Origin of the sequence: uncultured Helicobacter sp. (genome assembly GCF_910577135.1) — a bacterium.
Classification (GTDB): Bacteria; Campylobacterota; Campylobacteria; order Campylobacterales; family Helicobacteraceae; genus Helicobacter_C; species Helicobacter_C mastomyrinus.
The window spans coordinates 33,999-60,389 of the sequence record NZ_CAJTLL010000009.1 but is presented as its reverse complement, the minus strand read 5'-3'; the positions used below and the strand labels follow the sequence as shown (position 1 = coordinate 60,389).

Below are 26,391 nucleotides of genomic sequence, written 5' to 3'. Positions count from 1 at the left end.
ATCAATCCGCCTTTATGATATTCACATCAAGCTTATTATACGGGATCTCAATGCCATTTTTATCAAGCTGAGCTTTGATAGATTCTAACACTTTGCATTGGGCGTTTAGCACTCCAGATTCAAGCTTCACCCAAAAGCGCAAGGTAAAGTTTAAAGAGCTTTCCCCAAGCTCACTTAAGCCGATAAAATATGTCTGTGCTAAATCCACTTCAGGAGTGTTTTGCAACACATCATTGATAATATTTTTCACAGATTCTACATCACTTTGATACCCCACGCCAATGATTAAATCGATACGTCTTTGCTCATTGAGCGTAGTATTTACAATATTTGCCTTAGCGATATTGCTATTAGGCACAATCGCAAATTTGCCATCAGTGAGGCGCAAATGCGTAGTAAAAAGATTGATTGCCTCCACATAGCCCGTCATACCACTAATTTCTATCAAATCTCCCTGCTTAAAAGGGCGGAGAATGATGAGTATGATACCACTTGCCACTGATGAGAGAGAATCTTTAAGCCCTAGCGCGATAGCCACACCCGCTGTGCCAAGCACAGCAATGATAGAGTTTGTCTGCACACCGATAGTGCCAAGTGCAGCAATGATGATAACCACAATAGAGAGAATAAAAATTACCTGCGAGATGAATTGTCCTAAGATTGCATCACGTTTGGCAATGGCTTGAGAGATTTTCTTTCGTATAAAACGCGAGAAATAATATCCTAAAACAAGAATAAGTGTTGCCTTTAAAAGCGCGATACCTAGTATTTGAAGCTGCGGGATTGAACCTATGAAGTAATTTTCAATATCTTGCATAATTATCCTTATATACGTGAAGTATGGAGGGTTTGAAGGCTAAAGAGTGCCTCTACTTTACCATAAAGCTCCTGCCCATCATAGGGCGAGAATGTATCGTTAAAGACAAAAGATTCATTAGGATTAATGATAATAAGCTCGGCGATTTTCCCCTCTGCTAATACCCCTTTATTGAGGTTTAGAATCTGTGCAGGGATATAGCTTGTGAGTTGAGAAATGAGTGGGAGGGGAATATTATTAGCTTTATGCAGATAGGTATAAAGCAGTGAAAAATATATTTCGAGTGCGTCTATGCCAAAACTTGCCATTTCAAAGACTTGGTCTTTTTTCGATTTGAAATCCGCACATTGTAGGCTTGTCAAGGTGCTTACTTGCCCCTTTTGTAACAAAGATAGAATCTGTGCAAGTGATGACTTATCCACTAATGGAGGATTAATTTTTGCGGCGGTATTGTAGTTTTCGCATAAACTTTCATCAAGCAATAAATGATGTATAGAAGTTTGCGTGTAAAATGTCGCCTGTATGGAAGAATGCAAGGCAAAATGATGAAGTATATCAAAGCTACGCGGATACACAAGCGTATCAAAAATAAGCTTTATAGGCAGTGTGTGGAGCATTTCAGCGATTTTTGCTACTTCTTTTGTTTGACTAAAAGCAGGGATAGAGGGTAGCCCAAGCGATGCACTTAGAAGCCCCTCATTCATCACGCCATCAGCTACACTTCTATCTTGACAAAAGCAAATAAGCGGAATATCCAGCATTTGCGCGTATTGAGCGATTTTCATAAGACTATGGGCGTCAATATCGCTTTGAACAAATATAGCGCGTCCGCCACTATGATACAAGGTGCTAATATCGCTAAGTTTGCCCTCTAAGTTGAGCGGATTGATAGCAGGGAGAAGGTGGATAGGAGATTGGCTATTAAGATTCTTAATCAGCTCTATGGAACCGCTTTCGCTACAAGTAGGCGTTGTTCGGGGATAGAGCAATATGCTTCCTACACCGCCTTTTAAGGCTTTTTGCGCAAGGGAGAGGAGATTTTTCGTGCAAAGAGAGAGACTTTTAGGTGCTACATTTAAATCAATCATCGCAGGAAGCAGGAGTTTGCCTTGTAAATCAAGCACTTCCTCACCAGGTAGGAGGGAGAGTGATCCAATTTGCGTGATGATTCCATCTTGGGCGCGTAAATCGCCTGTTTTTATACCTTGATAATCACAAAGGGTTGCATTTTTAAATAGCACTTTCTCTCCTTTTGAATATCTTTAATTATGGTAATAAAAAATCTGTCTTTTGGGCGATAATAAGCACACCAATGAGTATAAGCAAAATACCAGAAATCACCTCTATGGGTCGTAAAAATGCGGTGAGCTTTTTTAAGAATCTTAACGCAGCATTAATAAAAAGTGCGACTAAAAAAAACGCTAAACCTAATCCAAGAGTGTAGCATAGCATAAGCCAAAAGGCGTGAGTGGGATTAGCAAGTGAGAGGGTAAAAATCGAGGCGAGGATAGGACCCACGCAAGGACTCCAGCCGATACTAAAGCCAATACCAAGCACAAAGGGCGAGAGGAAGCCAAATCGCGTATAGTCAAAATTGTGCTGAATATGCCTGTGTAAAAATGTGTATTTAAAATGAAACAAAAAGTGAAGCCCAAAGAATATAATCACACACCCCGCCAAATAACGCAACCACGAAGCAGTAAAAATCTCTCCAAGTGTAGATGAGGCAAAAATCCCAAGTGTGATAAACACAAGTGAAAATCCAGCGATAAAAAGTAAGGAAGTAAGAATGATTTTTCCCTTATGCGCGGTACTTGTATGCTGCAAGTCAGATATACCCACGCCTGAAATATATGAAATATAAGGAGGAATAAGTGGCAAAATACAAGGGCTTAAAAATGTAAGAATCCCAGCAAGTAGGCTTGCCATAAAAGGCATAGAGCCATAAAGCGTTAAAAGTGTATCGTCTAGATTCATTGCTTTCCTTTGTGTCTTATGAAGTATGGCATTATATCCAAGCGGGATAATATTTTTGTAAATTTCACTTTAAAAGCACAATTTTTGCTATAATTTCGCCTTACATTTTCATTAACACATTCATTAAATACAATGATTGAGACAAAGGGTAAAACACTATGAATCACACAAATACAGATAGCGGTGATTGCCTCCAGAGCGAAAACGCACAAGGCAAAGCTACGCAGAGGGCGACACATTTAGATAATGCAAATACGCAAGATTCTATCCCATTAGAGCAAGAAGGCAAAGAAAAGGGCTTTGAGGAATTTGGCTTAAAGGAATTTGTGCTAAAGGGCATTAAAGAGGCGGGATTTAGCACACCTAGCCCAGTGCAAGAACAAAGCATTCCTATTGTTTTGCAAGGTAAAGACCTTATCGCACAGGCACAAACCGGTACAGGCAAGACAGCAGCATTTGCTATCCCTATCCTTAATGCACTCAATCGCAATCAAGAGATTGAAGCACTTGTCATCACGCCCACAAGGGAACTTGCTATGCAAATTAGCGAGGAGATTCTAAAGCTTGGGCGTTTTGGACGTATTAAAACCATTTGTATGTATGGGGGGCAGAGCATTAAGCGGCAATGTGATTTATTAGAAAAGAAACCAAAGGTGATGATAGCCACACCCGGTAGGCTGCTAGACCATTTGCAAAATGGACGCATAGCGCATTTTGCACCACAAATAGTCGTGCTTGATGAAAGCGATGAAATGCTTGATATGGGCTTTTTAGATGATATTGAGGAGATTTTTAAATTCCTACCTAATACGCGACAAACTCTGCTTTTTTCAGCTACAATGCCTGAACCCATCAAGGCTTTGGCAATGAATATTCTAGATAATCCCGCCTTTGTGAAAATCACGCCTACAGATATTACAAATAAAGATATAGAGCAGCAATATTACATTATCAACGAGGGAGAGCGTGATGAGGCGGTAGTGCGCTTGATAGAAACACAAAATCCCACAAAGAGCATTATTTTTACACGTATGAAAAAAGAAGCAGACGCATTAGCGACAAGGCTTATTAATCGTGGCTTTAAGGCGATGGCATTGCACGGAGATATGGAGCAATGGGAGCGACGAGAGAGTATGAAAGCCTTTAAGGAAAACAAAATCGAATTGCTTGTCGCTACCGATGTAGCATCACGTGGGATAGATATTAGCGATGTGAGCCACGTATTTAATTATCATATCCCGCTTAACCCTGAAAGCTATGTCCATCGCATTGGGCGCACAGGACGTGCAGGGAAAAAGGGAGTAGCTATTACCCTTGCTACGCCGCTTGAATATAAAGAGCTAAGCAAGATTAAGAAAATGACAAAGGCAAAGCTTACGCTTTGTGAGATTACACAAGAATATAGCGATGACGCCTTTTCACAGGAGCTATCTCAAACAAAGGTAAGCGATAAATCAGTGATGATTTATGAAAAGCTTAAAGACAAGATAGACACAACACAGCTCTGTTTGAAACTCATTTCACTGCATTTAGAAAAAAACAGCAACGCAAAGATTGGATTTAGTAAAGAGCAAATCGCGCAGCTTGAATCCGTGAATGAGGCAGGGGGGCAAAAAAGAAGTGGGAAAAAACCCCATAGCACAAAGCCACATCGCACGAGAAAGCCACAAGGCAATGCTAGAGATAGCAAGGCAAAAAGCAAAGGCAAAAAGCGATATGACGATATTGATAGAAGCCAGCCTTATACAGGCAGTATTTGGGGGTAGAATCGTGTTTGTGCGATATGCAGTGAAACTTGTGCTTGCAATAGGAATGCTATGTCTGCAAGTACAGGGCTTAGACTTCTCCACTGTACCTATCCCTGCGGATAATCACACTTTTGGGAGTTTAAGCATTGGTGGGGTGCATTCTAAGATTTGGCACACATCAGGCAATAGAACTATGCTACAAGACTACGAGAGTGCGCGTAATGCGGTGATTTTTGGTTTAAAGCGAGGTGTTATGCTAGGCAATTCTAAAGCCTTTCTTTTGAATGCGTGGATTGATGGAAGTGCAGGATCGGAAAACAAAAATGGATTTTATGCCTTTTCTTTGGGCGGACAAATGGGATATAGATTTTTCAATGGACGTGTAATATGCTTAGTCGGCGGCGGCTTTGAGATGAGTAATTTGGCAATGCCTGATGTTGATGAGCAATATAATATCTATGGTGGATTGGTGAGGGCGGAGCTGTTTTTTGATATAGCGCGTGGATATGGATTAAGTATAGGGTATCAACAGGGCTTTAACTACAAGAGCAAAAAGCTGCTTGATGAGCGATTTGACACATCGCGGATTATGCTTACTTTGAGCTATTATGATTTTAGTATATAAGGCTAGTCTAAATACTACAAAACAAATGCCTTTCTGCTTGGCATTTTTTACTCGCAAATAAATAAAATCTCTTAAATTTATTTTACAAAACTCATCACCTTATCTTAATTAACTCATTCTTCCGTAAGAAGGGTGAAAAGCTCTGCTTCGTTTAATGTCTTTATGCCTAAATCTTGTGCTTTCTCTAGTTTGCTCCCTGCTTTTTCTCCATAAACGACAAAGTCCGTCTTTTTACTCACGCTTGAGACAATCTTTGCGCCTTTAGATTCTAAAAGTGCGCTGATAGTATCGCGTGGTTGGGAAAGTGTGCCTGTAAGCACGATAGTTTTACCATAAAAAATATGGCTACTATCAATTTGTAAAATCTCTATACGTGGCTGAATGATGGCAAGTAATTGCTCAATAAGTGCCTTGTTTGCTCGGTTAAACTCAATAAGGGAATACGCCATCTCCTCCCCGAAGCCATCAAGACTCATCACATCTTCTAAAGATATGTTAAAAGTCTCTAAGCCAAATTTTTGCGCGAGTTTCTTGCTCGCTCCTTCGCCAATATGTTCAATCCCAAGTGCATTGATAAACCGCCACAATTCCACACCTATAGTATCTTGTATCGCATTAATGAGGTTTTGTGCGCGTTTGTCTTGCCAACCCTCAAGAGCTAAAAGCTGCGTAGTATTCAAGGTATAAATATCTTTGATATTCCGCACAAGCGCATTTTCATAGAGTTGAATCACGATTTTTTCACCCAAACCATCGATATTTAGTGCCTTTTTGGATGCAAAATGAATAATAGATTCTATCACGCGTGCCTCACAGCTAAGATTTTGACATTTGATAAAAACCTCTTCGACAAGGAGTTCCTCACCGCACACAGGGCAATGCGTAGGTTTAACAATAGCCTTTTGTGTGCCATCACGCAAACCTACAAGGGGCTTAATGATTTTCGGTATCACATCGCCACTGCGGATAATAATCACTTCATCGCCAATCATAATATCCTTGCGCTCAATCTCGCTAAAATTATGCAAAGTCGCACGTGCAATCATCGCCCCCTCAATCTCCACAGGCATAAGCTCTGCCACAGGCGTGATAATTCCCGTGCGCCCTACTTGCAAACTCACAGATAAAATCTTGGAGCTTTTTTCAATCGCAGGGAATTTATACGCACAAGCAAATCGCGGGGCTTTAATCGTCCAACCTAGCTGGTGTTGGGAGGCTATATCATCAAGCATAATAACCATACCATCAAGCATAATCGCATAACTATTGCGTTGAGAAAGGAGAAGGTTATATATGTCCTGTATATCCACCTTATCTTTGCAATGCTTCAAAAACGGCACAGGTATGAAGCCAAAGCCTATAATGCTTTGCAAAGCGTCATAAAAACTTGCAAAATGCTCTAGTCCCGCCCCAATACCCCAAGGCATAAAGCGTAATTTACGTTGAGCAGTGATTCTAGAATCTAGCTGTCTTAAACTCCCTGCAGCAGCGTTTCGAGGATTGGCAAAAAGACTTTGATTGTCTTTTAATCGCTCTGCATTGATAGATTCAAAATCATCTTTAGCAATGACTACCTCCCCACGTATCTCAATATCCCCCATAAAGTCGATTTCAAGCGGAATGCTTTGTATCGTTTTTGCATTTTGCGTTACCAATTCTCCCTCTATGCCATTTCCTCGCGTAGTCGCACTTATGAGTTTGCCCTGTGAATAAAGTAGATTCAAACTCGCACCATCAAACTTAGGTGAGCAAGTGAAAGTCGCGTGAGGATAGACTTTGTAGATTCTTTGTAGCCATTCATCTAGCTCATCAGTATTAAACACATCTTCTAAGCTCCACATACGCTGGATATGACTATTTTTACTAAAAGATTCTAAGGGTGTATCACCCACGCGCTGGGTAGGAGAGGTGAAATCAATAAGGTGAGGATTGCTTTTTTCAAATACTAGGATTTGGTGATAAAGCTTATCATATTGCTCATCAGTAGCTATTGGCTCATCAAGCACATAATAATGATAAGCCATTTTCTTTAGAATCTGCACTTGAGTGTGGTATTCTTCACTTGTCATAAGAGTTTTCCCTTTAAAATTTGGGTTTAGTGCTTAAAATTTATGTATTTTGCGATAGAATTATATCATTTTTAAATGTTATAATTTTTAAGTTTTGGAGGCAGATATTGGCAAAAAAGCAAAATGAAATAGACAAAACCACTTCATTACATCTCAATAATGAAGTGCAATTTTTGTGCTTCACATTAGAAGAAGAAAAAGATAGGACAAATCAGCTTTATGCAATGAATGTATTTAAGATACGTGAAATTATTTATTATGATAATGAGCTTACTGAAACAGCGGGAGACAATAGCGGTATCGTGCTAGGCTATCTTACCGTGCGTGATGAGACTATACCGCTTGTAGATATGCGTCGATGGCTATATTATAGCAAAGAACACCCTGATAAAGACTTGCGGGAATTTTCGCTTGATACTAAAAAAAGCTTAGTGATTATTTGTAGCTTTTCTAATAGCACGGTAGGACTTAAAATTATGGGTGTGAAGCGCATTATCCATAAAAGTTGGAGTGATATAAATGTTGGCTCGGAATTTGGTATTGATGGAGATTCTAAAATTACAGCGACAACAAAATATGATGATGGCTCTGTGATACAAGTCTTAGATGTAGAACGAATGCTCACTGAAGCCTTCCCCTCTGTCAATGCTGCAAATGAGCTCGAACTCAATGATATTGCGGCAATTTCAAGTGATAAAGTCGTGCTATTGGCTGAAGATTCTAAATCTGCGGCAAAATCTTTACAAAAAATCATCGAAAAACTCGATTTAAGATACTTTAGCTTTCCTAACGGCAAGGCTTTGCTTGATTATTTGCATAATCCGGGTGTGGCTGCAAATATCGGTGCGGTTATTACGGATTTGGAAATGCCTATTGTATCAGGCTTTGAAGTATTAAAACGTATCAAAGAAACACCTGCAACTTGTCATATCCCTGTGATTATTAACTCTTCAATGAGTAGTGATAGTAATCACCAAATGGCAGAGCGGCTTAATGCTGATGGCTTTATTACCAAATCAAATCCTATAGAAGTAGAACAAGCATTACGTCAAATTCTTGTAGGCATTAATCTTTAAAATTGCATTAAAATCCTCTATTTCATTTTACAAGGGTAAAGTATGTTAAGAACTCATTTATGCGCAGATTTAGGAGAGGAGCATATAGGCACCGAGGTGCAAGTATGCGGCTGGTGTAACACATATCGCGACCACGGGGGTGTGGTATTTATCGATTTGCGCGATAAAAGCGGTATTGTTCAGCTTGTGTGCGACCCAAGCAGTGAGACACATCATATCGCTTCAAGTGTGCGTGATGAATATGTGCTTATCGCACGAGGCAAAATACGAGCTAGAGGGGAAGGATTAGAGAATTCAAAGCTCAAAACAGGCAAGATTGAAATCGTGCTTTCCTCACTTGTGATAGAAAATAAATCCCCTACCCCTCCCATAGCTATCGGCGATGAAAGCGTGAATGAGGAGCTAAGGCTCAAATATCGCTATTTAGATTTGCGCTCAAGCAAGGCTTATCATATCTTTCAAACCCGCTCTAATGTCGCCATTGCCGCACGGAATAGTCTGCACAAAATGGGCTTTTTAGAAGTGGAGACACCTATACTCACGCAGGCTACACCAGAGGGTGCAAGAGACTATCTCGTGCCTTCACGTGTGCATCAGGGGGCGTTTTATGCCCTGCCTCAAAGTCCGCAGCTGTTTAAGCAGCTCCTTATGGTAAGCGGCTTTGATAGATATTTTCAAATCGCGCGTTGCTTTAGAGATGAGGATTTGAGAGCGGATAGGCAGCCAGAATTTACGCAAATTGACATTGAAATGAGCTTTTGCGAGGAAAATGACATCATCACAATGGCAGAAACGCTCCTTAAGGATATTTTTGCCGCTTGTGGAGAGCAGATACAAACGCCCTTTATGCGTATGCCTTATGCGGAGGCAATGGAATCTTATGGGAGCGATAAGCCCGATTTGCGCTTTGAGTTACCACTTATAGAAGTGGGAGATTTGTTTATAGAATCAAGCAATCCTATCTTTCAAAATATCGCTAAAGATTCTAAGCAAAATCGTATCAAAGCCCTTTGTGTCAAGGGTGGGGATAACTTCTTTTCACGCAAGACTTTGGGAGAGGCAGAGGAGTTCGTGCGTAAATTTGGTGCTAAGGGATTAGCATATATCCAAGTGAAACCTGATGAGTGTAAGGGACCATTGGTAAAGTTTATTAGCCAAGAAGCCCTAAACGCACTACTAAAGCGCGTAGGTGCGGAAATAGGGGATATTATATTCTTTGGTGCGGGGGCGAAAAAAGTCGTGTGGGACTATATGGGGCGATTACGGCTTAAAATCGGTGCGGATATGGGGCTTATCGATGAAAAATTGCGTAAATTTCTATGGGTAGTGGATTTTCCTATGTTTGAAAAGGAGGATGACAGGACAAAGGCATTGCACCACCCTTTCACTATGCCAAAGGATTTGAATAAAGATGATGTGGAAGAGATAGAATCTATTGCCTATGATGTCGTGCTAAATGGCGTTGAGTTAGGTGGTGGGAGCATTAGAATCCATAAAGATTCTATACAGACACAAGTTTTTAAGCTGCTTGGGATAGATGAAGCAGAGGCACAGGAAAAGTTTGGCTTTTTGCTTGAAGCCCTGCGCTATGGTGCGCCACCTCACGGGGGGATTGCTATTGGCTTTGATAGACTTATTATGCTTATCACTCAAGCACAAAGCATACGTGACGTAATTGCCTTCCCCAAAACGCAGAGGGCGACTTGTCCGCTTACAAACGCTCCAAGCCCTGTAAGTGAGGAGCAGCTCAAAGAGCTTCACATACGCACGAAAATCACACAGATGGGATAAAGAATTGTTATGAATCTTTATAGCGTTGATTATCTACCCTCACAGAATTATCAAACACTCGGGCTTGTCAAAGGCTCTATGGTGCAATCAAAGCACATAGGACGTGATATTATGGCAGGGCTTAAGGGCATTGTAGGCGGGGAGATTAAAGGCTATACTGAAATGCTTAATGATGCTAGGCATATAGCCACCACGCGTATGATTGAGGAAGCGCGTAATCTTGGGGCAAATGCCATTATTGGCGTTCGCTACGCTACTTCATCGGTGATGAGCAATACTTCAGAAGTGCTCGTATATGGCACAGCTATCAAGATTCATTAAATATCCCGTCATAAATACCACTATGGACGGGACATCTTTAAATAGAAAATACTTGATTAAAAGTTAATAATATACCTCGCGCCGACATTATAGGCACGAGAGCCTACGAACTCCATCTTGCTATTTTCAACATTGCCTGAATACAACGTGTGCAACAAGAGAGGCACCCTTATGATGGCTTCTAAACTCAGTCTTTTATGTATCACACTACGCAAACCGACATTTAAAGACACATCAAGCCCCGTTTTATTAGGGCTTAACCCAACGTTTTCAATTTCATCTACAACCACACCGCTCCAAGTATTTGCTCCTACGCCTACACCCAAAAATGCTCCAAGACTAGAATATCCTGTATCGATAAAATTATAAAGTGCATCAATATTCACACCATAATTCATTCATTGCATTAGTTTCACCTGAACGTTCATAAGTTGTAAAACTCGCATAGGTAAAATTTGCATAATAGCGTAATCCAAAGTTTTGAGTGAAAAATTGCTTATACCCAGCAAGAACATCAAAGCTTAATCCCGCGCCATATCTTTTACCATCACCATCGATAATCACGCCATTTGAGGTAATTTTAGCAGAAGCCGACCCGTGCCCTATACCCGCACCAAAAAATGCACCGCTCTCCTCTGCCATTGCTACAGAAGCCATAGAGGCTGCTAAACTCAAAGCCAAAAACCGAACTTACATAATGTTTTTTTCATCACATTCCCTTTGCTATAGGCTATTTCTTAACGAAATACCTAAACATTCTACCCCCCCCCCCCCCCTATTTTTGCTTAAAAATAGGGGGTTTTGTTACACCTTATTCAAAGTGTAACAATTTTTTATCTATCCTCATCCTTACTAAAACTCTCAAAAGCACTAGACTTATAGTAATTGCGTCATACAAAAAACGCATTTGAAACAAATTCCCACGAAAAACCTCTAAAATTCCATCAGTATTCATTCAGTATCTCATTTATAGAATGTAGATTGCTCTTAGCCTTCCCTCACAACACAAGCGAACAAGAGCTCTTCTTTTAGCTCTCATTTTCCTACTACAGAATGCTCTTTACCCTATACAAAAGAGAAAAAGAAATATAAAGAAGATATTTCACAAACAACCTAATACACGCTAAATACTTCTAACAGGCTAAATTCAAGGGATTTTAATCTTTACTTAAAAATAAATTCCAAAACGTTATATCAAGCTAGAATCCCTCTTTTTGTATCTTTGAGCGCTTCCATAATGTAAAACTTAAGCTCTTTTAGTCCCATCTTTTGCAAACTCGAAATAGGTAGGAGGAAGCTTTGCGGATTACCTATATGGGCTAAAAATATCTGCAATTCCTCATATTCTTTACAAAATTTATCTCTAAACTCCTCGCCCAAATGCTGTATATCACTCTTTGAAAGCACTATGCCAAAGGCTCTTTGAGCCAATATTGAAGAAAATTTTTTTAACTCCAAAGAGAGAATCTCCCATTGTTCCTTAAGACTTTGCTCCCGCATCGCATCTAGCACAAAAAGTAAGAATCCCGTGCGCTCAATATGCTTCAAAAATGCAATACCTAGCCCCCTACCCTCACTTGCCCCCTCGATAATACCCGGAATATCCGCCATTACAAACGCATTATATTCATCAATGCTAACCACGCCAAGATGTGGCACAAGCGTGGTAAATTCATAATTTGCCACCTCTGGCTTTGCATTTGATAGCACGGAAATAAGCGTAGATTTCCCCACATTTGGGAATCCTACCAACCCCACATCAGCAATCAGCTTAAGTTCTAATCGTATATGCCTCTCCTCCCCCTCTAAACCACTTTGCGCGTAAGTAGGAGCTTGATTTGTGGCGTTTTTAAAATGCGCATTGCCCAAGCCACCCTTGCCACCCTTAAGCAAACGCACACGTTTAGGGAAAGTATCCATATCAACAATTAGCTCTTTGCTCTCATGGTTAAGAATCTGTGTGCCAAGCGGCACTTTAATCGTAATATCCGTGCCTCTTTTCCCACTGCAACGTTTTCCCTGACCGGGCTGCCCATTTTTCGCCTTATAATGCCGCGCACCACGGAACTTTGAAAGTGTATCAGTATTATTATCTACCTCCACATACACATCGCCGCCATCGCCGCCATCGCCGCCATCAGGACCGCCATGTATGACAAACTTTTCCCTACGGAAGCTCACTGCACCCGCTCCACCCTTACCCGAAGCGATAAAAATATCTACACTATCTACAAACATTATCTACCCTCGCATTAAACTCACAATACTAGCACGAATCCACTAATAATATTTTGGATTGAATACAATACGCTACATTTTGATTAAGGACCCCCTATGCATACAAACCACAAAGTCGCTATTATAGTGCCAATCTATAATGTAGAAGAATATTTAAAAGATTGCTTGGATTCTATAATAAATCAAAGCTATGCAAATCTAGAAATCATTTTAATAGATGATGGGAGTAGTGCTATATATGCCTTTGGAGGGATATGTTTTGAATCTGACCCAAAATATATACGAGATTTATTAAAACCTTTAGAACCTTATATGCAAAAGATAAGTTTCAATACACAGATTGCTTATTTTTATCCACGATTATATAGAGTTTTACGTTTGTTGAAGTCGTATGTGAAGCAGGGGGTAAGGGGAGTGAAAGAAAAAGGAAATAAGGCTAGGGTTAAAGATACGCCCCAGCCTAAATACCATTTCTTACGAAGCGGGGATAACAGAAACTTTTTTGCGATTTTTATCTTTTTGCTGAAATTTCACTATCCCATCAATCAAGGCATAAATGGTATGATCCTTGCCTAAGCCTACATTATCGCCCGGATGCACTTTTGTGCCTCTTTGGCGGATGATAATATTACCCGCTCGAACAAATTGTGAGCCAAATTTTTTTACACCTAAACGGCGTCCGGCTGAATCGCGGTTATTTTGAGTGCTTCCCTGACCTTTCTTATGTGCCATAATCGCTCCTTGCTATTTTGCTATAATATTTAGAATCTTCACACGAGTAAAATCGCGTCTAAAGCCTCGTTTTGTCTTGCTGTCTTTTCTTCTACGTTTTTTGAATGTAACGACCTTTTTGCCCCTGCCCTCGTTGATAATTTCCGCCTCAATCTTAGCACCCTTCACAAGCGGAGTGCCAATCTGTGCATTATCTCCATCGACAATAGCTAAAACTTCGTTCAATTCAACCTTTGACTTTGGCTCAAGGCTCATTTTGTCAAGCAGCACAATGCTCCCAACGCTGACCTTGTATTGTTTGCCTCCATTCTTAAATATTGCATACATTGCATTTCCTTATGAATTGAAGTATTTTTGCATTGAAACAAAAGCGCGATTTTAGCTTAAAATTCTTTAATCTAAGCTTTGAATTGCTATAATCTATCATAATAATTTTTACTCTATTAAAGGGGTGTTATGCATTTGGTTTTTACATATCTTTTTATTGCTTTGTTTTTGGGAATAGCGTCTTTTGTGTCTGCTAAAGAGTCTTTGGCTGAAAATACCGCATATAATGGCACGGCTTTTATTTATCACGCGAATAAGCCTGCATCGCTCACCTATGATAAAAAATTGCTCTATTTTATGAGCCACCCGAGCAAAGCAGATGAGTTTATCGCATTTGTGCCGATTAGCTATTATGACAAAGATGTGAAATTTATCAAAAGCGACAACAAAAATGTCGCAAAAATCACCATTTTGCAAAAGCCATATAAAAAGGAGCAAATCACCGTAGCACAGAATAAAGTGAGCTATTCACAAGAGGTAGCAAATCGCATTGAGAAAGAAAGAAATGATATGCTGAAAGTGTATCGCGCTATCACTAAGGGCAGATTATGGGATAAACCCTTTATCGCACCTCTAGATTCTGTTATCACTAGCCCTTATGGAAGTGCGCGGGTGTTTAATAATACGATTAAAAGCTATCACGGAGGCACAGACTTCCGCGCTCAAATTGGCACAGACATTAAAGCAAGTAATGATGGCAAAGTAGCGCTCGTGCAAGATCGCTATCTTTCAGGTAAAACCATTGCTATTGACCACGGAGAAGGACTTGTAAGCGTATATTTTCATTTAAGCGATTTTAATGTCAAGCAAGGAGATATAATCAAACGTGGGCAAATCATCGCTAAAAGTGGTGATACAGGGCGTGCAAGTGGAGCGCATTTACATTTTGGCATTGTAATTAATGGCACAAATGTCGATGCGATGGACTTCATCGAGCAAGTCAATGGATTATTTTAAAGTAAGGATAAAACAATGCAAATACTTATCACTGGGGCTGATGGCTTTATCGGCTCACATCTCACACAAGCTATTTATGAGCAAACACAAGATTCTACCTCTCCATTTTATCAAGCCCATATAAAAGCCCTTAGCCTTTATAATTCCTTTAATTCGTGGGGTTGGCTTGAGGATATAGAATGCCTTGATTCTGTTGAGGTGCTTAGCGGGGATATAAGAGACCCTCATTTTTGCAAACATATCTGTAAAGATATTGATATAATCTTTCATCTTGCAGCACTTATTGCTATCCCTTATTCATATACTGCACCAGATAGCTATGTCGATACAAATATCAAAGGCACTCTTAATATTTGCCAAGCTGCATTAGAATCTCAAGTCAAACGCATAATACACACTAGCACAAGCGAAGTATATGGCACAGCTCTCTATGTTCCTATAGATGAAAAACACCCATTGCAACCTCAAAGCCCATATTCAGCTACCAAAATTGGGGCTGACGCTATTGCTATGAGCTTTCACAATGCCTTTTCTCTACCACTTACAATCGCCCGTCCTTTTAATACTTATGGACCTAGGCAAAGTGCAAGGGCTGTTATTCCAACAATCATTACTCAAATAGCCAGTGGGGCTAAAAGTATCAAGCTTGGTGATACCACACCAACACGCGATTTTAACTATGTCAAGGATACCTGTCGTGGTTTCATCGCACTCTCTTTAGCACAAAACACCATAGGAGAGACTATAAACATCGGCTCTAATAGCGAAATAAGCATACACGATACATTGCTACTCATCAAAGAGATAATGAAAAGTGATATAGAGTTTATTACAGATTCTCAAAGAATACGCCCACAAAAAAGCGAGGTATTCCGTCTATGGTGCGATAATGCTAAAATAAAAGAGCTTACAGGCTTTAGCCCTGCTTATACATTAAAAGAGGGGCTAGAGGAAACTATTGCTTGGTTTAGCAATCCCGCTAATCTTGCCAAATATAAAACCAATATCTACAATATCTAAAAAGGAGTTTCTATGCTTTCATCACAAAATCAAGTTAATCTCTCTATACTTTTAAATCCTGCAAAAATACTTCCACATTATGAGTATATTAGCACAAAAGTTGCTATGGGGGGGGATAGTAAATACTCTTCCTCCTATTGCAGTAGAATTTCACTGGTGTGCAAGCTGTAATTATAACTGCATACATTGTAGTTATGGACAAAGAAGACAAAACAAATCCCGCCTAAGCCACGAAATCATCACCCAAACCATCGCTGACTTAAAAGAGCTAGGTACAAAAGCAGTATATCTCTCTGGTGGAGGAGAGCCAACCACATTAAGCAAATGGGATACATACGCACAAAGTCTTATTGAAGCAAATATTGAAGTAGCACTCATCACAAATTCTGTCGCCATAAAGCCTGAGCATTATCCACTTTTAGGGCAATTTAACTACATCGCAGTATCAGTATATTCCACAAAAGAGGAACAATACAAAGCAATTGTCGGCTCAAATCACTTCTCCGGGTAATTTGAACTCCCAAGCAAACTCAAAACCAAAGATTCTAAGCTCATCGTAGGAGCGCGTTGCGTTATCAACTCTATCAACTATAAAGAAATTTTTAATACTTACCAAAAGGCTATGGAAAAGCGATTTGATTATATCATCTTTATCCCCGCGGTGGATTATGAAAAACGACGTATTGACCTAACCCAAGAGCAAAAGGATAATGTATTAAAGCAAATTGAAAGAGGCTTAGCAAATATCAATCCCGCAACGACAAAATCTAATCAACGTAAAAAATAATGGTATCAAACATTATAGTAGCTCCTACCTCCCCAAACTCCAAAAAAGTATCATTTGCAATGCAATAGCAATGCGAAGTAATGCCTTTATCAACTATGATGGTGAGGTATATTTATGCCAACCCCTTATTGGTAATAAAACATATTCTCTAGGGAATCTCAATCAAACAAGATTCAAAGACTTATGGAATGCTCCAAATCATAGTGCCCTTATGGCACGTCTGCACGAAAAATTTGCCAAAGGTGAATGCGAAAATTGCCGTGCTATCTCATATAATATCTGTATTGATGAGCTATTACAAGGTATAAAACCTGCTATAATCCCAAATGATAACTTTTTATAGCCAAAGGATCCCCTTATGCATACAAACCACAAAGTCGCTATTATAGTGCCAATCTATAATGTAGAAGAATATTTAAAAGATTGCTTGGATTCTATAATAAATCAAAGCTATGCAAATCTAGAAATCATTTTAATAGATGATGGGAGTAGTGATAAAAGCTGTGAAATAGCTAAGGAATATTTTTATAAAGATTCTCGCATTACACTTTTATATGTAAGAGTAATGGAGGACAAGGAAGTGCAAGAAATGTAGGAATAGAATATATAAGTGATGGCTTTTATCTTACTCCCCTTATACAAGACCAAAGCTATTATGTATTCAAAGCTTCTTTAAAAGATAATGCCTTAAGTGCAAATAATATCAACTACCTTACAGGTAAGCCATTAGAATGTATGGGGGGGGGGGCATAAGAATAATGTAAATTCTCTTAAGCCTATTGATTATAGTATCAACTCCTGTATTATCTTCTCTCATTCTTCTTATCCCCCTACTGATATAAAACATATTCATTTTGTAGATGCTGATGATATGCTTACATTAGATTGCATAGCTTTATGTATAGAGCACATTGGTAAATGTGATATGATATGGCACGATACAGAATATGTCTATGAAGACGGGATAGAATCTCTAAGCTATCCTTCACTTTTAGAATCTTTACATATTTCACAAGCAGAAGCTATAGATAAAATATATAGCCCACTTGATGTATGGCAGCATTATGAAGGATTTTCGTGGGTGCATCAAGGAATGTTTCATATTCGCCTTCTTGATTATTTGCGCTTTTAGTCCGCAAATTCAAAGTGAAGATGCTTTGTTTGGTATGATTTTATTTGCTAAGGCTCAAAAGATTAAAATCGCTACAAAACCTTTATGTATCTATCGTTTTCATACATATTCTACGAGCGAGCATAATTTACAGACAAACACCCCTCTCAAACCATATCCAAACTATATGAGCGATATTGCCTATACTTTTTGTAATCGTTACAAAATCAAACATTATCATTTTGCCTACTCTTGCACCTATATTTGTTTAGGGCTTTTAGCTTTTATAGATACTTTTCCTAAAAATCTTAGCGAATATGAAAAAAAGCTTAGAGATAAGCTTATTGCATTTTTACAAGTGAGGGCTATATATGCCTTTGGAGGGATATGTTTTGAATCTGACCCAAAATATATACGAGATTTATTAAAACCTTTAGAACCTTATATGCAAAAGATAAGTTTCAATACACAGATTGCTTATTTTTATCCACGATTATATAGAGTTTTACGTTTGTTGAAGTCGTATGTGAAGCAGGGGGAGTGAAAGCTTAAAAAATTGTGTTACAATATATACCACACATCACTTATAAGGATTCTGCAAAAATGAGCAATCAAGCATTCAAAGATATTTTTGCCTTTATTCGTGAGCTTTATACTATGCCAGAAGGCTTTATCCCCCTCCACGAGCCACGTTTTAAAGGGAATGAAAAGCAATATTTGATGGAATGTATAGAAAGTGGCTTCGTATCAAGTGTAGGGGCATTTGTAAATGCTTTTGAAGAGCAAATCGCTGCCTTTTGTGGAAGCAAATATGCTATCGCTACGACTAATGGCACATCAGCCTTACACGCTTCACTTTATGCACTAGGAGCAAATGCTACTTGTGAGGTTATCACCCAACCTCTTAGCTTTATCGCTACAAGCAATGCCATAGCTTACACGGGGGCTACTCCTGTGTATATAGATGTCGATATGGAGAGTATGAGCCTCTCCCCCATTGCGCTTCAATCTTTTCTTCAAAAATATGCCTTCAAACAACAAGATGGGACTACTATCAATAAAAAAAGTGGCAAGATTCTCAAAGCCTGCGTGCCTATGCACACCTTTGGACACCCAGCAAGAATACAAGAGATTAAAGCAATCTGTGATGAGTGGAATATTTTGCTTATTGAAGATGCTGCAGAAAGCTTAGGCAGCTATATTATAGACAATCAACACAAAATCCACACAGGAGTGATTGGAATCTGCGGAATCCTAAGCTTTAATGGTAATAAGACAATTACTTGTGGTGGTGGTGGGGCGATTCTTACACAAGATGAACCTCTTGCCAAACGTCTTAAACACCTCACCACAACGGCTAAAATCCCCCACCCCTATGAATACAATCATGATGAGCTAGGCTTTAACTATCGTTTGCCAAATCTCAACGCAGCTTTATGTGTAGCGCAAATAGAGCAACTCCCTGCATTTTTAGCAGATAAAAATAATATTGCACAAGCATACAAATCTTTTTTTAGCTCCATAGCTAATATTGAGTTTATTTCTGCTCGAGATTCCACACAACCAAACTTTTGGCTCAATGCCATAAGGCTTCCCTCTCAAAAAATGCGTGATGAATTTTTAGAGCAGAGCAATGCGGTGGGGATTATGGCACGTCCTATATGGAAGCTTAATAATGAATGCAGCGCATATAGACATTGTCAAAGCGATGATTTAACAAATGCTAAAGCCCTACAAGCAAGTATTGTAAATCTCCCTAGTAGTGTTAGAATCCACACAAAGCCTTAAAATGCCTCACAAACCCTATATACTCATCATCGGTGGTGGCGGACACGCAAGGGCTTGTATTGATGTTATCGAGCAGGAAAATAAATATCATATCTGTGGAATCATCGATAAAAATGCCTTGCAAAATGGCTCTACGCATTTGCTCGGCTATCCTATACTTGGCAGTGATGATGATTTACAAACACTTTTTAGTACGATTCAGTATGCCTTTATCGCCATCGGACAGATTAAGACACCCTCCCCTCGCCTACGCATTTACCAAAAGCTTAAAAGAATTGGCTATCATCTGCCATCTATTATTTCGCCATTTGCCTATGTGGCAAGAAATGTAACTATCAAGGAAGGCAGTATCATTATGCACCACGCGCTTATTAACTCTAATGCTTCTATCGGCAAGGCTTGTATCATTAATTCAAAAGCCCTTGTTGAGCACGATTGCAATATAGATGACTTTTGCCATCTCTCTACGGCAAGCGTTGTAAATGGTAGTTGTCATATTGGTGAGGGGAGCTTTTTAGGAAGCAATATGATTTTAGCCCATAATACTACTATCCCTCCTTATTCGCTCCTCTATCACAATCCTCTAGAATCTCATTATCTCACAAACAAAAAAGGTATTTTTTCTAACGGGGGGGGGGGATAAGTTAAACATTTTTTCTATTTTTACCCATCATTCTAACCCTCTCTATCATACTACTTCTTTTTTCTTTTCTCATAATACATCTTATTTCGCTTCTTTTGCTTATCAAACTCAAAGGAAAGCCGTATGAATGAATTATCTATTCAGCAAAATCAAACACTGTGGGAAGAAATGTTTAAAAATAAAGAATGGGGTAAATACCCGAGTGAGCCGCTTATCCGCTTTATTGCAAAACATTTTTACAAAGTGCCAAATCGTAAGGATATAAAAATCCTAAAGCTTGGCATTGGCGGTGGGGCGAATATATGGTATATGGCAAGGGAAGGCTTTAGCGTAAGTGGTATAGAATGGGCACAAAATGGTATCAATCAGTGTATAAGACGTTTTGAAAGCGAGAGCTTAATGCCCTATTTAGATTCAATGCAATGTGGAGACTACCTCTATGCACTTGATAATTTTAAGCCTCAAAGTTTTGACGCTTGGATTGATAGTGCTTCACTCTGTTGTAATGACTTTGAAAAAACGCAGAAAATTATCCACAAAGCCATAGAAAAGCTCAAAATAGGAGGAAGATTCTTTTCACTTACACCATCTATTGGCACATTTGGTTTAGATGAAGATAAGGACTTGGGCTATCATTTATGTAAGCCTACACAAGACTGCTATGCAGATACCGGCATTGTAAGATTCAGCACAAAAGAAGATATAGAGACACTTTATAATGGAGCAAATTACCACATCACGCGCAGCTACGAGGTGCAAACTCTAGATGAGGGGACACTCCTTAATGGTCTTTTTATCATCGAGGGTCTAAAGACAGGGAAATAACTCAATGATAGAAAATATCCGCTCAAAGCACTTTCTCTTTGTAGGCAATCGCCTTGAGGTATTACAAGCTATGCTTGAACACACCCTAAACCTCACAATATGTATTCAAGCTAAAAGCTATGCAGCCCAAATATTGCAGCAAACATTAAGCCCCCCTTACAAAACCTGCTATTATGAATTTTCTAACAAAAAAGAGCTCTTATCACTTATAGAATCTATTCAGTTTGATATTCTTGTAAGCAATGGCTGCCCCTATATTCTGCCTATTTCACAACTTGCTAAGCCACATCATACTTTTGTGAATTGCCACCCATCACTTCTCCCCAATCTTAAGGGCAAGAATCCTATTAATGGCGCGATTCTCTACAAACAGCCAAGTGGAGCTACTTGCCATATTATGACAGATGAGATTGATTCTGGAGCAGTCATCTCGCAAGTGCCTGTATATAATGACTTCAACACGCCATTATCCCTACTCTATCAAATGTGCTTTTTAGCCGAAAAAGAGGCATTTTTACTCGCATTAAAAAGAGACTTTAAGCCCTTAAATGCCCTCCATATAGATTCTAAGCCTAACATAGCATACTACACGCGACAAGATGATGATTTATCACTTAATTTTTCTACCCAAAGCACACAAGAGATTATAAATAACGTAAAAGCTTTTGCTAAACCTAATCAAATGACGCATTTAGCGCACAATCCATCTTTGCACTTCATAGAAGCAATGCTCATCAAAAATGATTTTTTAGAATCCACTTTCCAACAAGCCGCTATCAATGATGTAGTGCTGCATTATGATAATCACATACTTTGCAAACGAAAAGAAGGATTCTTGCAACTAACGGGGGGGGGGGATATGAAAGATTCTAAAATACCCCTTAACCTTAGCTCTCCTCAAGATACTCCCTTAGAGCTAGACATATCTCAAGCGCCTATCTTTCATTCTCAAGCTTATGTGTCATCTCTACTTGATACTCATAAAAAACCTTTTACATTCTCTTTCACACAAAACAATCAGTATTTCTCAAACACCGCCATTATAGAGCCTATCCCTCATACACCCTATTATGATATGAGCTCTCCTTATGGTTATGGCGGCTATATGAGTAATTCCTCTTCTTTAGTATTTCTTAGCACTGCGCTTAAAGCACAAACTCAAAAAGCACACGAACTAGGCATTATCGCTGAATTTATACGTTTCCACCCATTTCTTCCCCTCACGCGATATTTTGCGCCATTGCTTGATTTTTTCACTAAAGAAAAAGATATTGTTATCGTAAGCACCCATTTACAAACACGTTGGGCGCATTACTCCTCACGTCTAAAAGGCAAATTGCGCAAAAGTCAAGCATTACTTGATATTAGACAAAGTGGTGATATACACACTTTTATTACTCTCTATACTCAAACTATGCAGCGCAACAACGCAGATAGTTTCTATTTCTTTAGCCCCTCTTATTTTCAGTCCCTGCTTGATATGCCAGAATCTATTATGCTTGAAGCACGATATAAAAATGAGGTTGTGGCAATGGGAATTTTCTTGTTTGATAAATTATGTGGCTATTATCATTTAGGAGCGAATGCCCCTTTAAGCCTAGATAGCAATCTTAATGCGATGGGAGCGCTTTTTGAAGCTTTTTTTGAAATCGCTTATAGCAAAGGGCTTCAAACTTGTATCCTAGGAGGAGGGAGGAGCAAGGATAGCGCAGATTCGCTTTTTACCTTTAAAAAGCAATTTGCCACTTCGATTCGTCCCTTTTACATCGGAGGATACATTTATGACAAACTCGCCTATCAAAACCTAAGTGCAGATACAAAACATCTGCCTTTTTTTCTCTCTTATCGATTTAACACACCATCAGCCATAAAGCTGCGGGGGGGGGGGATAGAGTATATTTTTTTACATATTCCTCGTGTAAAGCTTTATCCTACCAAGAGGAGGAAGTATGCGTGAGCTAACTCCCCTTAAGATTGGATATTTTGCCGATGGAATCTGGGCGCACAACGCCCTTAAAAAGCTTATTCTCTCTCCATATTTTGAAATTTGCTTTATTGTTCCTCGATTTAATAGCACTGATACCATCTTAGAAAATCTAGCACTTACATATCATATTCCCTATATCAAAACGCAAAATATCAATTCACACGATTTTATGGAGCAAATCGCCCCTTTTTGCTGTGATATTTTCGTCTCAATGAGTTTTAATCAAATTTTTAAAGAACCTTTGATTTCTCTGCCTCCTCTTAAAACTATCAATTGCCACGCGGGCAAATTGCCATTCTATCGCGGGAGAAATATCTTAAATTGGGCGCTCATCAATGATGAAAAAGAATTTGGCATTAGTGTGCATTATATCGATAGTGACATTGATACAGGAGATATTATTTTACAACGTAGCTATCCTATCAGCGATTTAGATGATTATTCTACTCTTTTGCATACGGCTCATATACAATGTGCGGAAGTATTATTTGACGCACTTATGCTTTTGTATAATGGCACTGCTTCGCCCACTCCACAAGATTCTATACATCAAGTTGGATTTTACTGCCCCGCTAGGTGTAAAGGAGATAAGTGGATTATATGGAATCAGCCTTCAAGAGATATTTTTAACTTTATTCGCGCACTTAATACACCAGATTTAGGGGCATTAGCCCAAATAAAAAAGCAAGATGAGATTATCAATATCCGTATTTTTAAATCCCATCTTATAGAGAATGCCCCCTCATATATCGCTACTCCCGGGGCTATCGTAGGAGTTATAGCACACTCAAAGGATATGCCAACGCTTATTGTAAAGACACAAGATTCTACCCTCGCGCTTACACGTTATGAATCTTCTTATACACCAAGGCTTGGCGATAGATTTTTAAATACGCAGCAATTAGCGGGGGGGGGGCAGTAACACTCTTTCCCCTCTCTTATTTCCTTCTTTTTCTCTACCTCATATTTTTTTATACCCAGCTTCATCTTTTCACAAGGAGTTTTTATGCAAAACGTAAATGAAAGAATCTATGCCATTTTAAAGAGCATACTTGAAGTGCCCATAAATGAGCAAACCTCCATTAGTATGCAAAATTGCGAGCAATGGACTTCTCTTGCTCATATTGATATTATTATGAGTATTGAAGAGGAGTTTGGCATAGCTTTTGGGGCAGATGATTTGCCAGACTTAAACACACAAGAAGCATTGATTGATAAAGTAAAGGAACTCCTTTAATGCAATCACTGCCTCTACTTAACCTCCCTATCCATCACATTGGTGTAGCGACAAAAAGTCTTGAAAGCGAAAAGCGCATATTTCAATCACTTGGATTCACGCAAGAAGCTACCTTTAGTGATGAGAGACAAGGTGTGCGTGGCGTATTTATGACGCTTCATCCTTGCAAATCCTCTTTAGCATTTCAATGGAGATTTGAACTCTTAGAAAACTTAGAGAGCAGCAAAAGACTTGATAACTATCTCAAAACGCATAACAAGCTCTATCATATCGCCTTTGAGACACATAACATAGAATTAGATATGCAAAGCATTCTTAATTATGATTTCTCATCTCATAATGCTTTAGATTCCCACACTCACAGCATAGAATCTTATGAAAAAGCAGCTAGTAGTAATGCTGTGGGGGGGGGGGGGTATATGCAAATAAATAATACCCTCCCTAAGGCTATGCAAAAACCTATCGCTTATGGTAAATCCCGTTTGCTTATTCCCCCTATGGAAGCAGAATATTTCGCAAAACTTTGCTTTATTATGCTCCCCAATCGCCTTTTAATAGAGCTTGTTGAACCAAAGGATACATAATGCAAATGACACAATATGATATTTTAGTATGGAGCTTAAGCGCACTGCCCTCCTTTCTTTAGCCAAGCATATCCCGCTAGAAACATTGCAATCCATACATATCAATATCCATAGAAATCACGCCTTTGAGCCAATACAAAGCGTTATCGTACCATTTTTACATTATGCGGGTTTAAAAGCACATTTTCATTATAGCGATTATGATGATAGCCTTAGTTTTTCATCTCTTGCATCTCAATCCCACAATGCCGACCTTGAAATCATCTATATTGATAAAACCCGCTACAACTTAGATAATGTAGCCTTTATGCACTTCATTAAAGAACGCTCCCTTGCATTACGCACCCTGACTAAAGCTCCTATTATGATAGCCCTGCTTGATGATAGCACTTTTGCCACTCTCTTAGAATCTCAATACTCACACGATATACACTCCCTGCAAAATCAGCATATTTTTTGCTTCTCTCTTTATGCCCTCTATACCCAAAGAGAGCAGTTCATCACCCCAGATCAGAATCTCATTGATGAAGCCAAAGAAAGCATAAGTGGCACACGATTAAGCAATTATAGAAGTCTTGCCATAGCGCAGATTCTAGGCTTAAAGCTTATACCCGCTCTCACACTGCCTACTCTTAAGGCAATTGTTTGCGATTTAGACAATACGCTTTATGGTGGAATCTTAGGCGAAGATGGTATCAACTCTTTACAACTCACATCATCACATATTGCCCTACAAAAGCAGCTTTTAGAATACAAAAAGCAAGGCTTTCTCATCGCCCTATGCTCAAAAAATGAATCTAAAGACGCACATAAGCTTTTCTCCACACGAAAAGATTTCCCTTTGTCGTGGAATGATTTTGATAGCACGCAGGTAAATTGGAAGCCAAAATATGAAAATCTTTTAGACATCGCTCAAAGCTTCAATATTGGGGTAGATTCCCTACTCTTTATTGATGATAATATTGCCGAGATTGAATCGATAAAGCACATAGGGGCAAAACATATTCACGCCCTAAGCCCACAAAATGTGCTATGGAAACTTTTTTTATTCCCTCAAATGACTAAACTCCACACAAATAAAGAAGATAGCTTACGAGCTAATGACATAGCAGCAAATACTGAGCGCAAAAATTTGCAATCTCTTGACACAAAAACATACTTTGAGAATCTTGCTATCACGCTTAGCTTTTCTCTTAATAACACACAGCACGCACAACGCATCTATGAGCTTATGAATAAAACCAATCAGTTTATCGCTTCATACACACGACCTACACTGCCTCAAGTGCAAGAATGGCTAGATTCTAAACATTTCTGTGTGCTAAGTATCGCTATGAGCGATAGATTAAGCGATAGCGGGATTATTGGCATTATTATAGGTGAGTATAAAGAAGCACAAAAAGAAATACATATTATTGATATTGTTGTGAGCTGTCGCGCACTTGGGAGACGTTTAGAAACTCTAATGTTAAATTATGCCTTCTACCTCATCGCAGAAAATCTAAGTCCTAGCATTAAAGATTCTAAGAAGAGAGAATCTACAAGCCATTCTGTATTTTTACATTATCAAAAGGGTGAACGCAATGCGCCATTTTTACAAACCCTTTCACAACTTGCACATCTTAGCGAGGAGCATTACACACACTTACAGCCTATGGCTGCACAGATTATCTCCATACCCATCACTAAGCCCGATATGCAAGGGCTTCATATTCATCTCATATAAGGAGT

At 39.1% G+C, this 26,391-nt stretch carries 29 protein-coding genes and 2 pseudogenes; 22 read left to right on the top strand and 9 right to left on the bottom strand.

Annotated elements, in window-relative coordinates; all coding sequences use genetic code 11:
- Window position 1 precedes the first annotated feature (1 nt).
- From QZ289_RS06290 to QZ289_RS06280, 3 genes are read right to left on the bottom strand one after another with little or no spacing between them, the layout of a single operon-like run.
- A complete protein-coding gene (locus QZ289_RS06290) occupies window positions 2-817 on the bottom strand; it encodes a mechanosensitive ion channel domain-containing protein (protein ID WP_295700548.1) in 816 nt (271 codons plus the stop codon).
- A gap of 8 nt (window positions 818-825) precedes the next feature.
- The gene (locus tag QZ289_RS06285; protein ID WP_295700545.1) at window positions 826-2,058 is read right to left on the bottom strand and encodes a metal-dependent hydrolase; all 1,233 of its coding nucleotides are present in this window, start codon (window positions 2,056-2,058) and stop codon (window positions 826-828) included.
- 25 nt (window positions 2,059-2,083) lie between these two features.
- A complete protein-coding gene (locus QZ289_RS06280) occupies window positions 2,084-2,794 on the bottom strand; it encodes a cytochrome c biogenesis CcdA family protein (protein ID WP_295700543.1) in 711 nt (236 codons plus the stop codon).
- Between the two features lie 158 nt (window positions 2,795-2,952).
- On the opposite strand from QZ289_RS06280, the gene QZ289_RS06275 reads away from it, so the two are divergent.
- Both QZ289_RS06275 and QZ289_RS06270 read left to right on the top strand, forming a co-directional pair.
- Window positions 2,953-4,560 (top strand): DEAD/DEAH box helicase, encoded by a 1,608-nt coding sequence (locus QZ289_RS06275; protein WP_295700540.1) that lies wholly within the window; start codon window positions 2,953-2,955, stop codon window positions 4,558-4,560.
- The gene (locus tag QZ289_RS06270) at window positions 4,469-5,167 is read left to right on the top strand and encodes a hypothetical protein (RefSeq protein WP_295700538.1); all 699 of its coding nucleotides are present in this window, start codon (window positions 4,469-4,471) and stop codon (window positions 5,165-5,167) included. Before QZ289_RS06275 ends, QZ289_RS06270 begins: the two co-directional genes overlap by 92 nt.
- Before the next feature lie 113 nt (window positions 5,168-5,280).
- Here the strand turns inward: QZ289_RS06270 and ligA are convergent, their stop codons facing one another.
- Window positions 5,281-7,236: an NAD-dependent DNA ligase LigA gene (gene ligA / locus QZ289_RS06265; RefSeq protein ID WP_295700535.1), complete on the bottom strand. Its 1,956-nt coding sequence runs from the start codon at window positions 7,234-7,236 to the stop codon at window positions 5,281-5,283.
- A 107-nt stretch (window positions 7,237-7,343) separates the two neighbouring features.
- Between ligA and QZ289_RS06260 the strand changes: the two genes are divergently transcribed.
- From QZ289_RS06260 to QZ289_RS06250, 3 genes are read left to right on the top strand one after another with little or no spacing between them, the layout of a single operon-like run.
- Window positions 7,344-8,312, top strand: coding sequence for a chemotaxis protein (locus QZ289_RS06260; RefSeq protein ID WP_295700534.1), 969 nt, complete (start codon window positions 7,344-7,346; stop codon window positions 8,310-8,312).
- 42 nt (window positions 8,313-8,354) lie between these two features.
- Window positions 8,355-10,103: an aspartate--tRNA ligase gene (gene aspS, locus QZ289_RS06255; protein WP_295700531.1), complete on the top strand. Its 1,749-nt coding sequence runs from the start codon at window positions 8,355-8,357 to the stop codon at window positions 10,101-10,103.
- A gap of 9 nt (window positions 10,104-10,112) precedes the next feature.
- Entirely contained in the window at window positions 10,113-10,424 is a 312-nt protein-coding gene (locus tag QZ289_RS06250; protein ID WP_295700528.1) for a YbjQ family protein, read from the top strand.
- Window positions 10,425-10,480: 56 nt separating this feature from the next.
- Here QZ289_RS06250 and QZ289_RS06245 read toward each other — a convergent pair whose 3' ends face one another.
- The 3 genes from QZ289_RS06245 to obgE all read right to left on the bottom strand — a co-directional run bounded on the left by QZ289_RS06245 (window position 10,481) and on the right by obgE (window position 12,662).
- The gene (locus QZ289_RS06245; protein WP_295700525.1) at window positions 10,481-10,822 is read right to left on the bottom strand and encodes an outer membrane beta-barrel protein; all 342 of its coding nucleotides are present in this window, start codon (window positions 10,820-10,822) and stop codon (window positions 10,481-10,483) included.
- Window positions 10,800-11,081 (bottom strand): outer membrane beta-barrel protein, encoded by a 282-nt coding sequence (locus QZ289_RS06240; RefSeq protein ID WP_295700521.1) that lies wholly within the window; start codon window positions 11,079-11,081, stop codon window positions 10,800-10,802. Before QZ289_RS06240 ends, QZ289_RS06245 begins: the two co-directional genes overlap by 23 nt.
- A 537-nt stretch (window positions 11,082-11,618) precedes the next feature.
- Window positions 11,619-12,662: a GTPase ObgE gene (gene obgE / locus QZ289_RS06235; RefSeq protein WP_295700519.1), complete on the bottom strand. Its 1,044-nt coding sequence runs from the start codon at window positions 12,660-12,662 to the stop codon at window positions 11,619-11,621.
- A 96-nt stretch (window positions 12,663-12,758) separates the two neighbouring features.
- On the opposite strand from obgE, the pseudogene QZ289_RS06230 reads away from it, so the two are divergent.
- A pseudogene (locus QZ289_RS06230) lies at window positions 12,759-12,893 on the top strand (glycosyltransferase family 2 protein); the annotation flags it as partial.
- 243 nt (window positions 12,894-13,136) lie between these two features.
- Here QZ289_RS06230 and rpmA read toward each other — a convergent pair.
- Window positions 13,137-13,394: a 50S ribosomal protein L27 gene (rpmA, locus tag QZ289_RS06225; RefSeq protein WP_034589087.1), complete on the bottom strand. Its 258-nt coding sequence runs from the start codon at window positions 13,392-13,394 to the stop codon at window positions 13,137-13,139.
- A 12-nt stretch (window positions 13,395-13,406) separates the two neighbouring features.
- Window positions 13,407-13,721, bottom strand: coding sequence for a 50S ribosomal protein L21 (gene rplU / locus QZ289_RS06220; RefSeq protein WP_295700511.1), 315 nt, complete (start codon window positions 13,719-13,721; stop codon window positions 13,407-13,409).
- Window positions 13,722-13,850: 129 nt separating this feature from the next.
- On the opposite strand from rplU, the gene QZ289_RS06215 reads away from it, so the two are divergent.
- From QZ289_RS06215 to QZ289_RS06140, 16 genes and pseudogenes are all read left to right on the top strand, one after another.
- The gene (locus QZ289_RS06215) at window positions 13,851-14,678 is read left to right on the top strand and encodes a M23 family metallopeptidase (RefSeq protein ID WP_295700509.1); all 828 of its coding nucleotides are present in this window, start codon (window positions 13,851-13,853) and stop codon (window positions 14,676-14,678) included.
- A 15-nt stretch (window positions 14,679-14,693) separates the two neighbouring features.
- Window positions 14,694-15,698, top strand: a complete 1,005-nt coding sequence (locus QZ289_RS06210; RefSeq protein WP_295700506.1) for an NAD-dependent 4,6-dehydratase LegB — start codon at window positions 14,694-14,696, stop codon at window positions 15,696-15,698.
- A 79-nt stretch (window positions 15,699-15,777) separates the two neighbouring features.
- A complete protein-coding gene (locus QZ289_RS06205; protein WP_295700504.1) occupies window positions 15,778-16,209 on the top strand; it encodes a radical SAM protein in 432 nt (143 codons plus the stop codon).
- 111 nt (window positions 16,210-16,320) lie between these two features.
- On the top strand, window positions 16,321-16,485 hold the full coding sequence (locus QZ289_RS06200; protein ID WP_295700502.1) for a hypothetical protein: 165 nt from the start codon (window positions 16,321-16,323) through the stop codon (window positions 16,483-16,485).
- 70 nt (window positions 16,486-16,555) lie between these two features.
- The gene (locus QZ289_RS06195; RefSeq protein WP_295700499.1) at window positions 16,556-16,828 is read left to right on the top strand and encodes an SPASM domain-containing protein; all 273 of its coding nucleotides are present in this window, start codon (window positions 16,556-16,558) and stop codon (window positions 16,826-16,828) included.
- A 15-nt stretch (window positions 16,829-16,843) separates the two neighbouring features.
- A pseudogene (locus QZ289_RS06190) lies at window positions 16,844-17,097 on the top strand (glycosyltransferase family 2 protein); the annotation flags it as partial.
- Window positions 17,098-17,356: 259 nt separating this feature from the next.
- A complete protein-coding gene (locus tag QZ289_RS06185) occupies window positions 17,357-17,617 on the top strand; it encodes a hypothetical protein (RefSeq protein ID WP_295700498.1) in 261 nt (86 codons plus the stop codon).
- A gap of 34 nt (window positions 17,618-17,651) precedes the next feature.
- Window positions 17,652-18,140, top strand: a complete 489-nt coding sequence (locus QZ289_RS06180; RefSeq protein ID WP_295700496.1) for a hypothetical protein — start codon at window positions 17,652-17,654, stop codon at window positions 18,138-18,140.
- Window positions 18,141-18,199: 59 nt separating this feature from the next.
- A complete protein-coding gene (locus tag QZ289_RS06175) occupies window positions 18,200-19,384 on the top strand; it encodes a LegC family aminotransferase (RefSeq protein ID WP_295700494.1) in 1,185 nt (394 codons plus the stop codon).
- A gap of 1 nt (window position 19,385) precedes the next feature.
- Window positions 19,386-20,027: a NeuD/PglB/VioB family sugar acetyltransferase gene (locus tag QZ289_RS06170; RefSeq protein WP_295700491.1), complete on the top strand. Its 642-nt coding sequence runs from the start codon at window positions 19,386-19,388 to the stop codon at window positions 20,025-20,027.
- A 123-nt stretch (window positions 20,028-20,150) separates the two neighbouring features.
- Window positions 20,151-20,852 (top strand): bifunctional 2-polyprenyl-6-hydroxyphenol methylase/3-demethylubiquinol 3-O-methyltransferase UbiG, encoded by a 702-nt coding sequence (locus QZ289_RS06165; RefSeq protein ID WP_295700488.1) that lies wholly within the window; start codon window positions 20,151-20,153, stop codon window positions 20,850-20,852.
- 4 nt (window positions 20,853-20,856) lie between these two features.
- Window positions 20,857-22,809 carry a formyltransferase family protein gene (locus tag QZ289_RS06160; RefSeq protein ID WP_295700487.1) on the top strand — a complete coding sequence of 651 codons (1,953 nt, stop codon included), beginning with the start codon at window positions 20,857-20,859 and terminating at the stop codon, window positions 22,807-22,809.
- A complete protein-coding gene (locus QZ289_RS06155; RefSeq protein ID WP_295700484.1) occupies window positions 22,802-23,761 on the top strand; it encodes a formyltransferase family protein in 960 nt (319 codons plus the stop codon). Before QZ289_RS06160 ends, QZ289_RS06155 begins: the two co-directional genes overlap by 8 nt.
- 84 nt (window positions 23,762-23,845) lie before the next feature.
- A complete protein-coding gene (locus QZ289_RS06150) occupies window positions 23,846-24,076 on the top strand; it encodes an acyl carrier protein (protein ID WP_295700481.1) in 231 nt (76 codons plus the stop codon).
- Window positions 24,076-24,660 carry a VOC family protein gene (locus QZ289_RS06145; RefSeq protein ID WP_295700478.1) on the top strand — a complete coding sequence of 195 codons (585 nt, stop codon included), beginning with the start codon at window positions 24,076-24,078 and terminating at the stop codon, window positions 24,658-24,660. The genes QZ289_RS06150 and QZ289_RS06145 overlap by 1 nt, the downstream gene beginning before the upstream one ends.
- A gap of 28 nt (window positions 24,661-24,688) precedes the next feature.
- On the top strand, window positions 24,689-26,386 hold the full coding sequence (locus tag QZ289_RS06140; protein ID WP_295700475.1) for an HAD-IIIC family phosphatase: 1,698 nt from the start codon (window positions 24,689-24,691) through the stop codon (window positions 26,384-26,386).
- Window positions 26,387-26,391 lie beyond the last annotated feature (5 nt).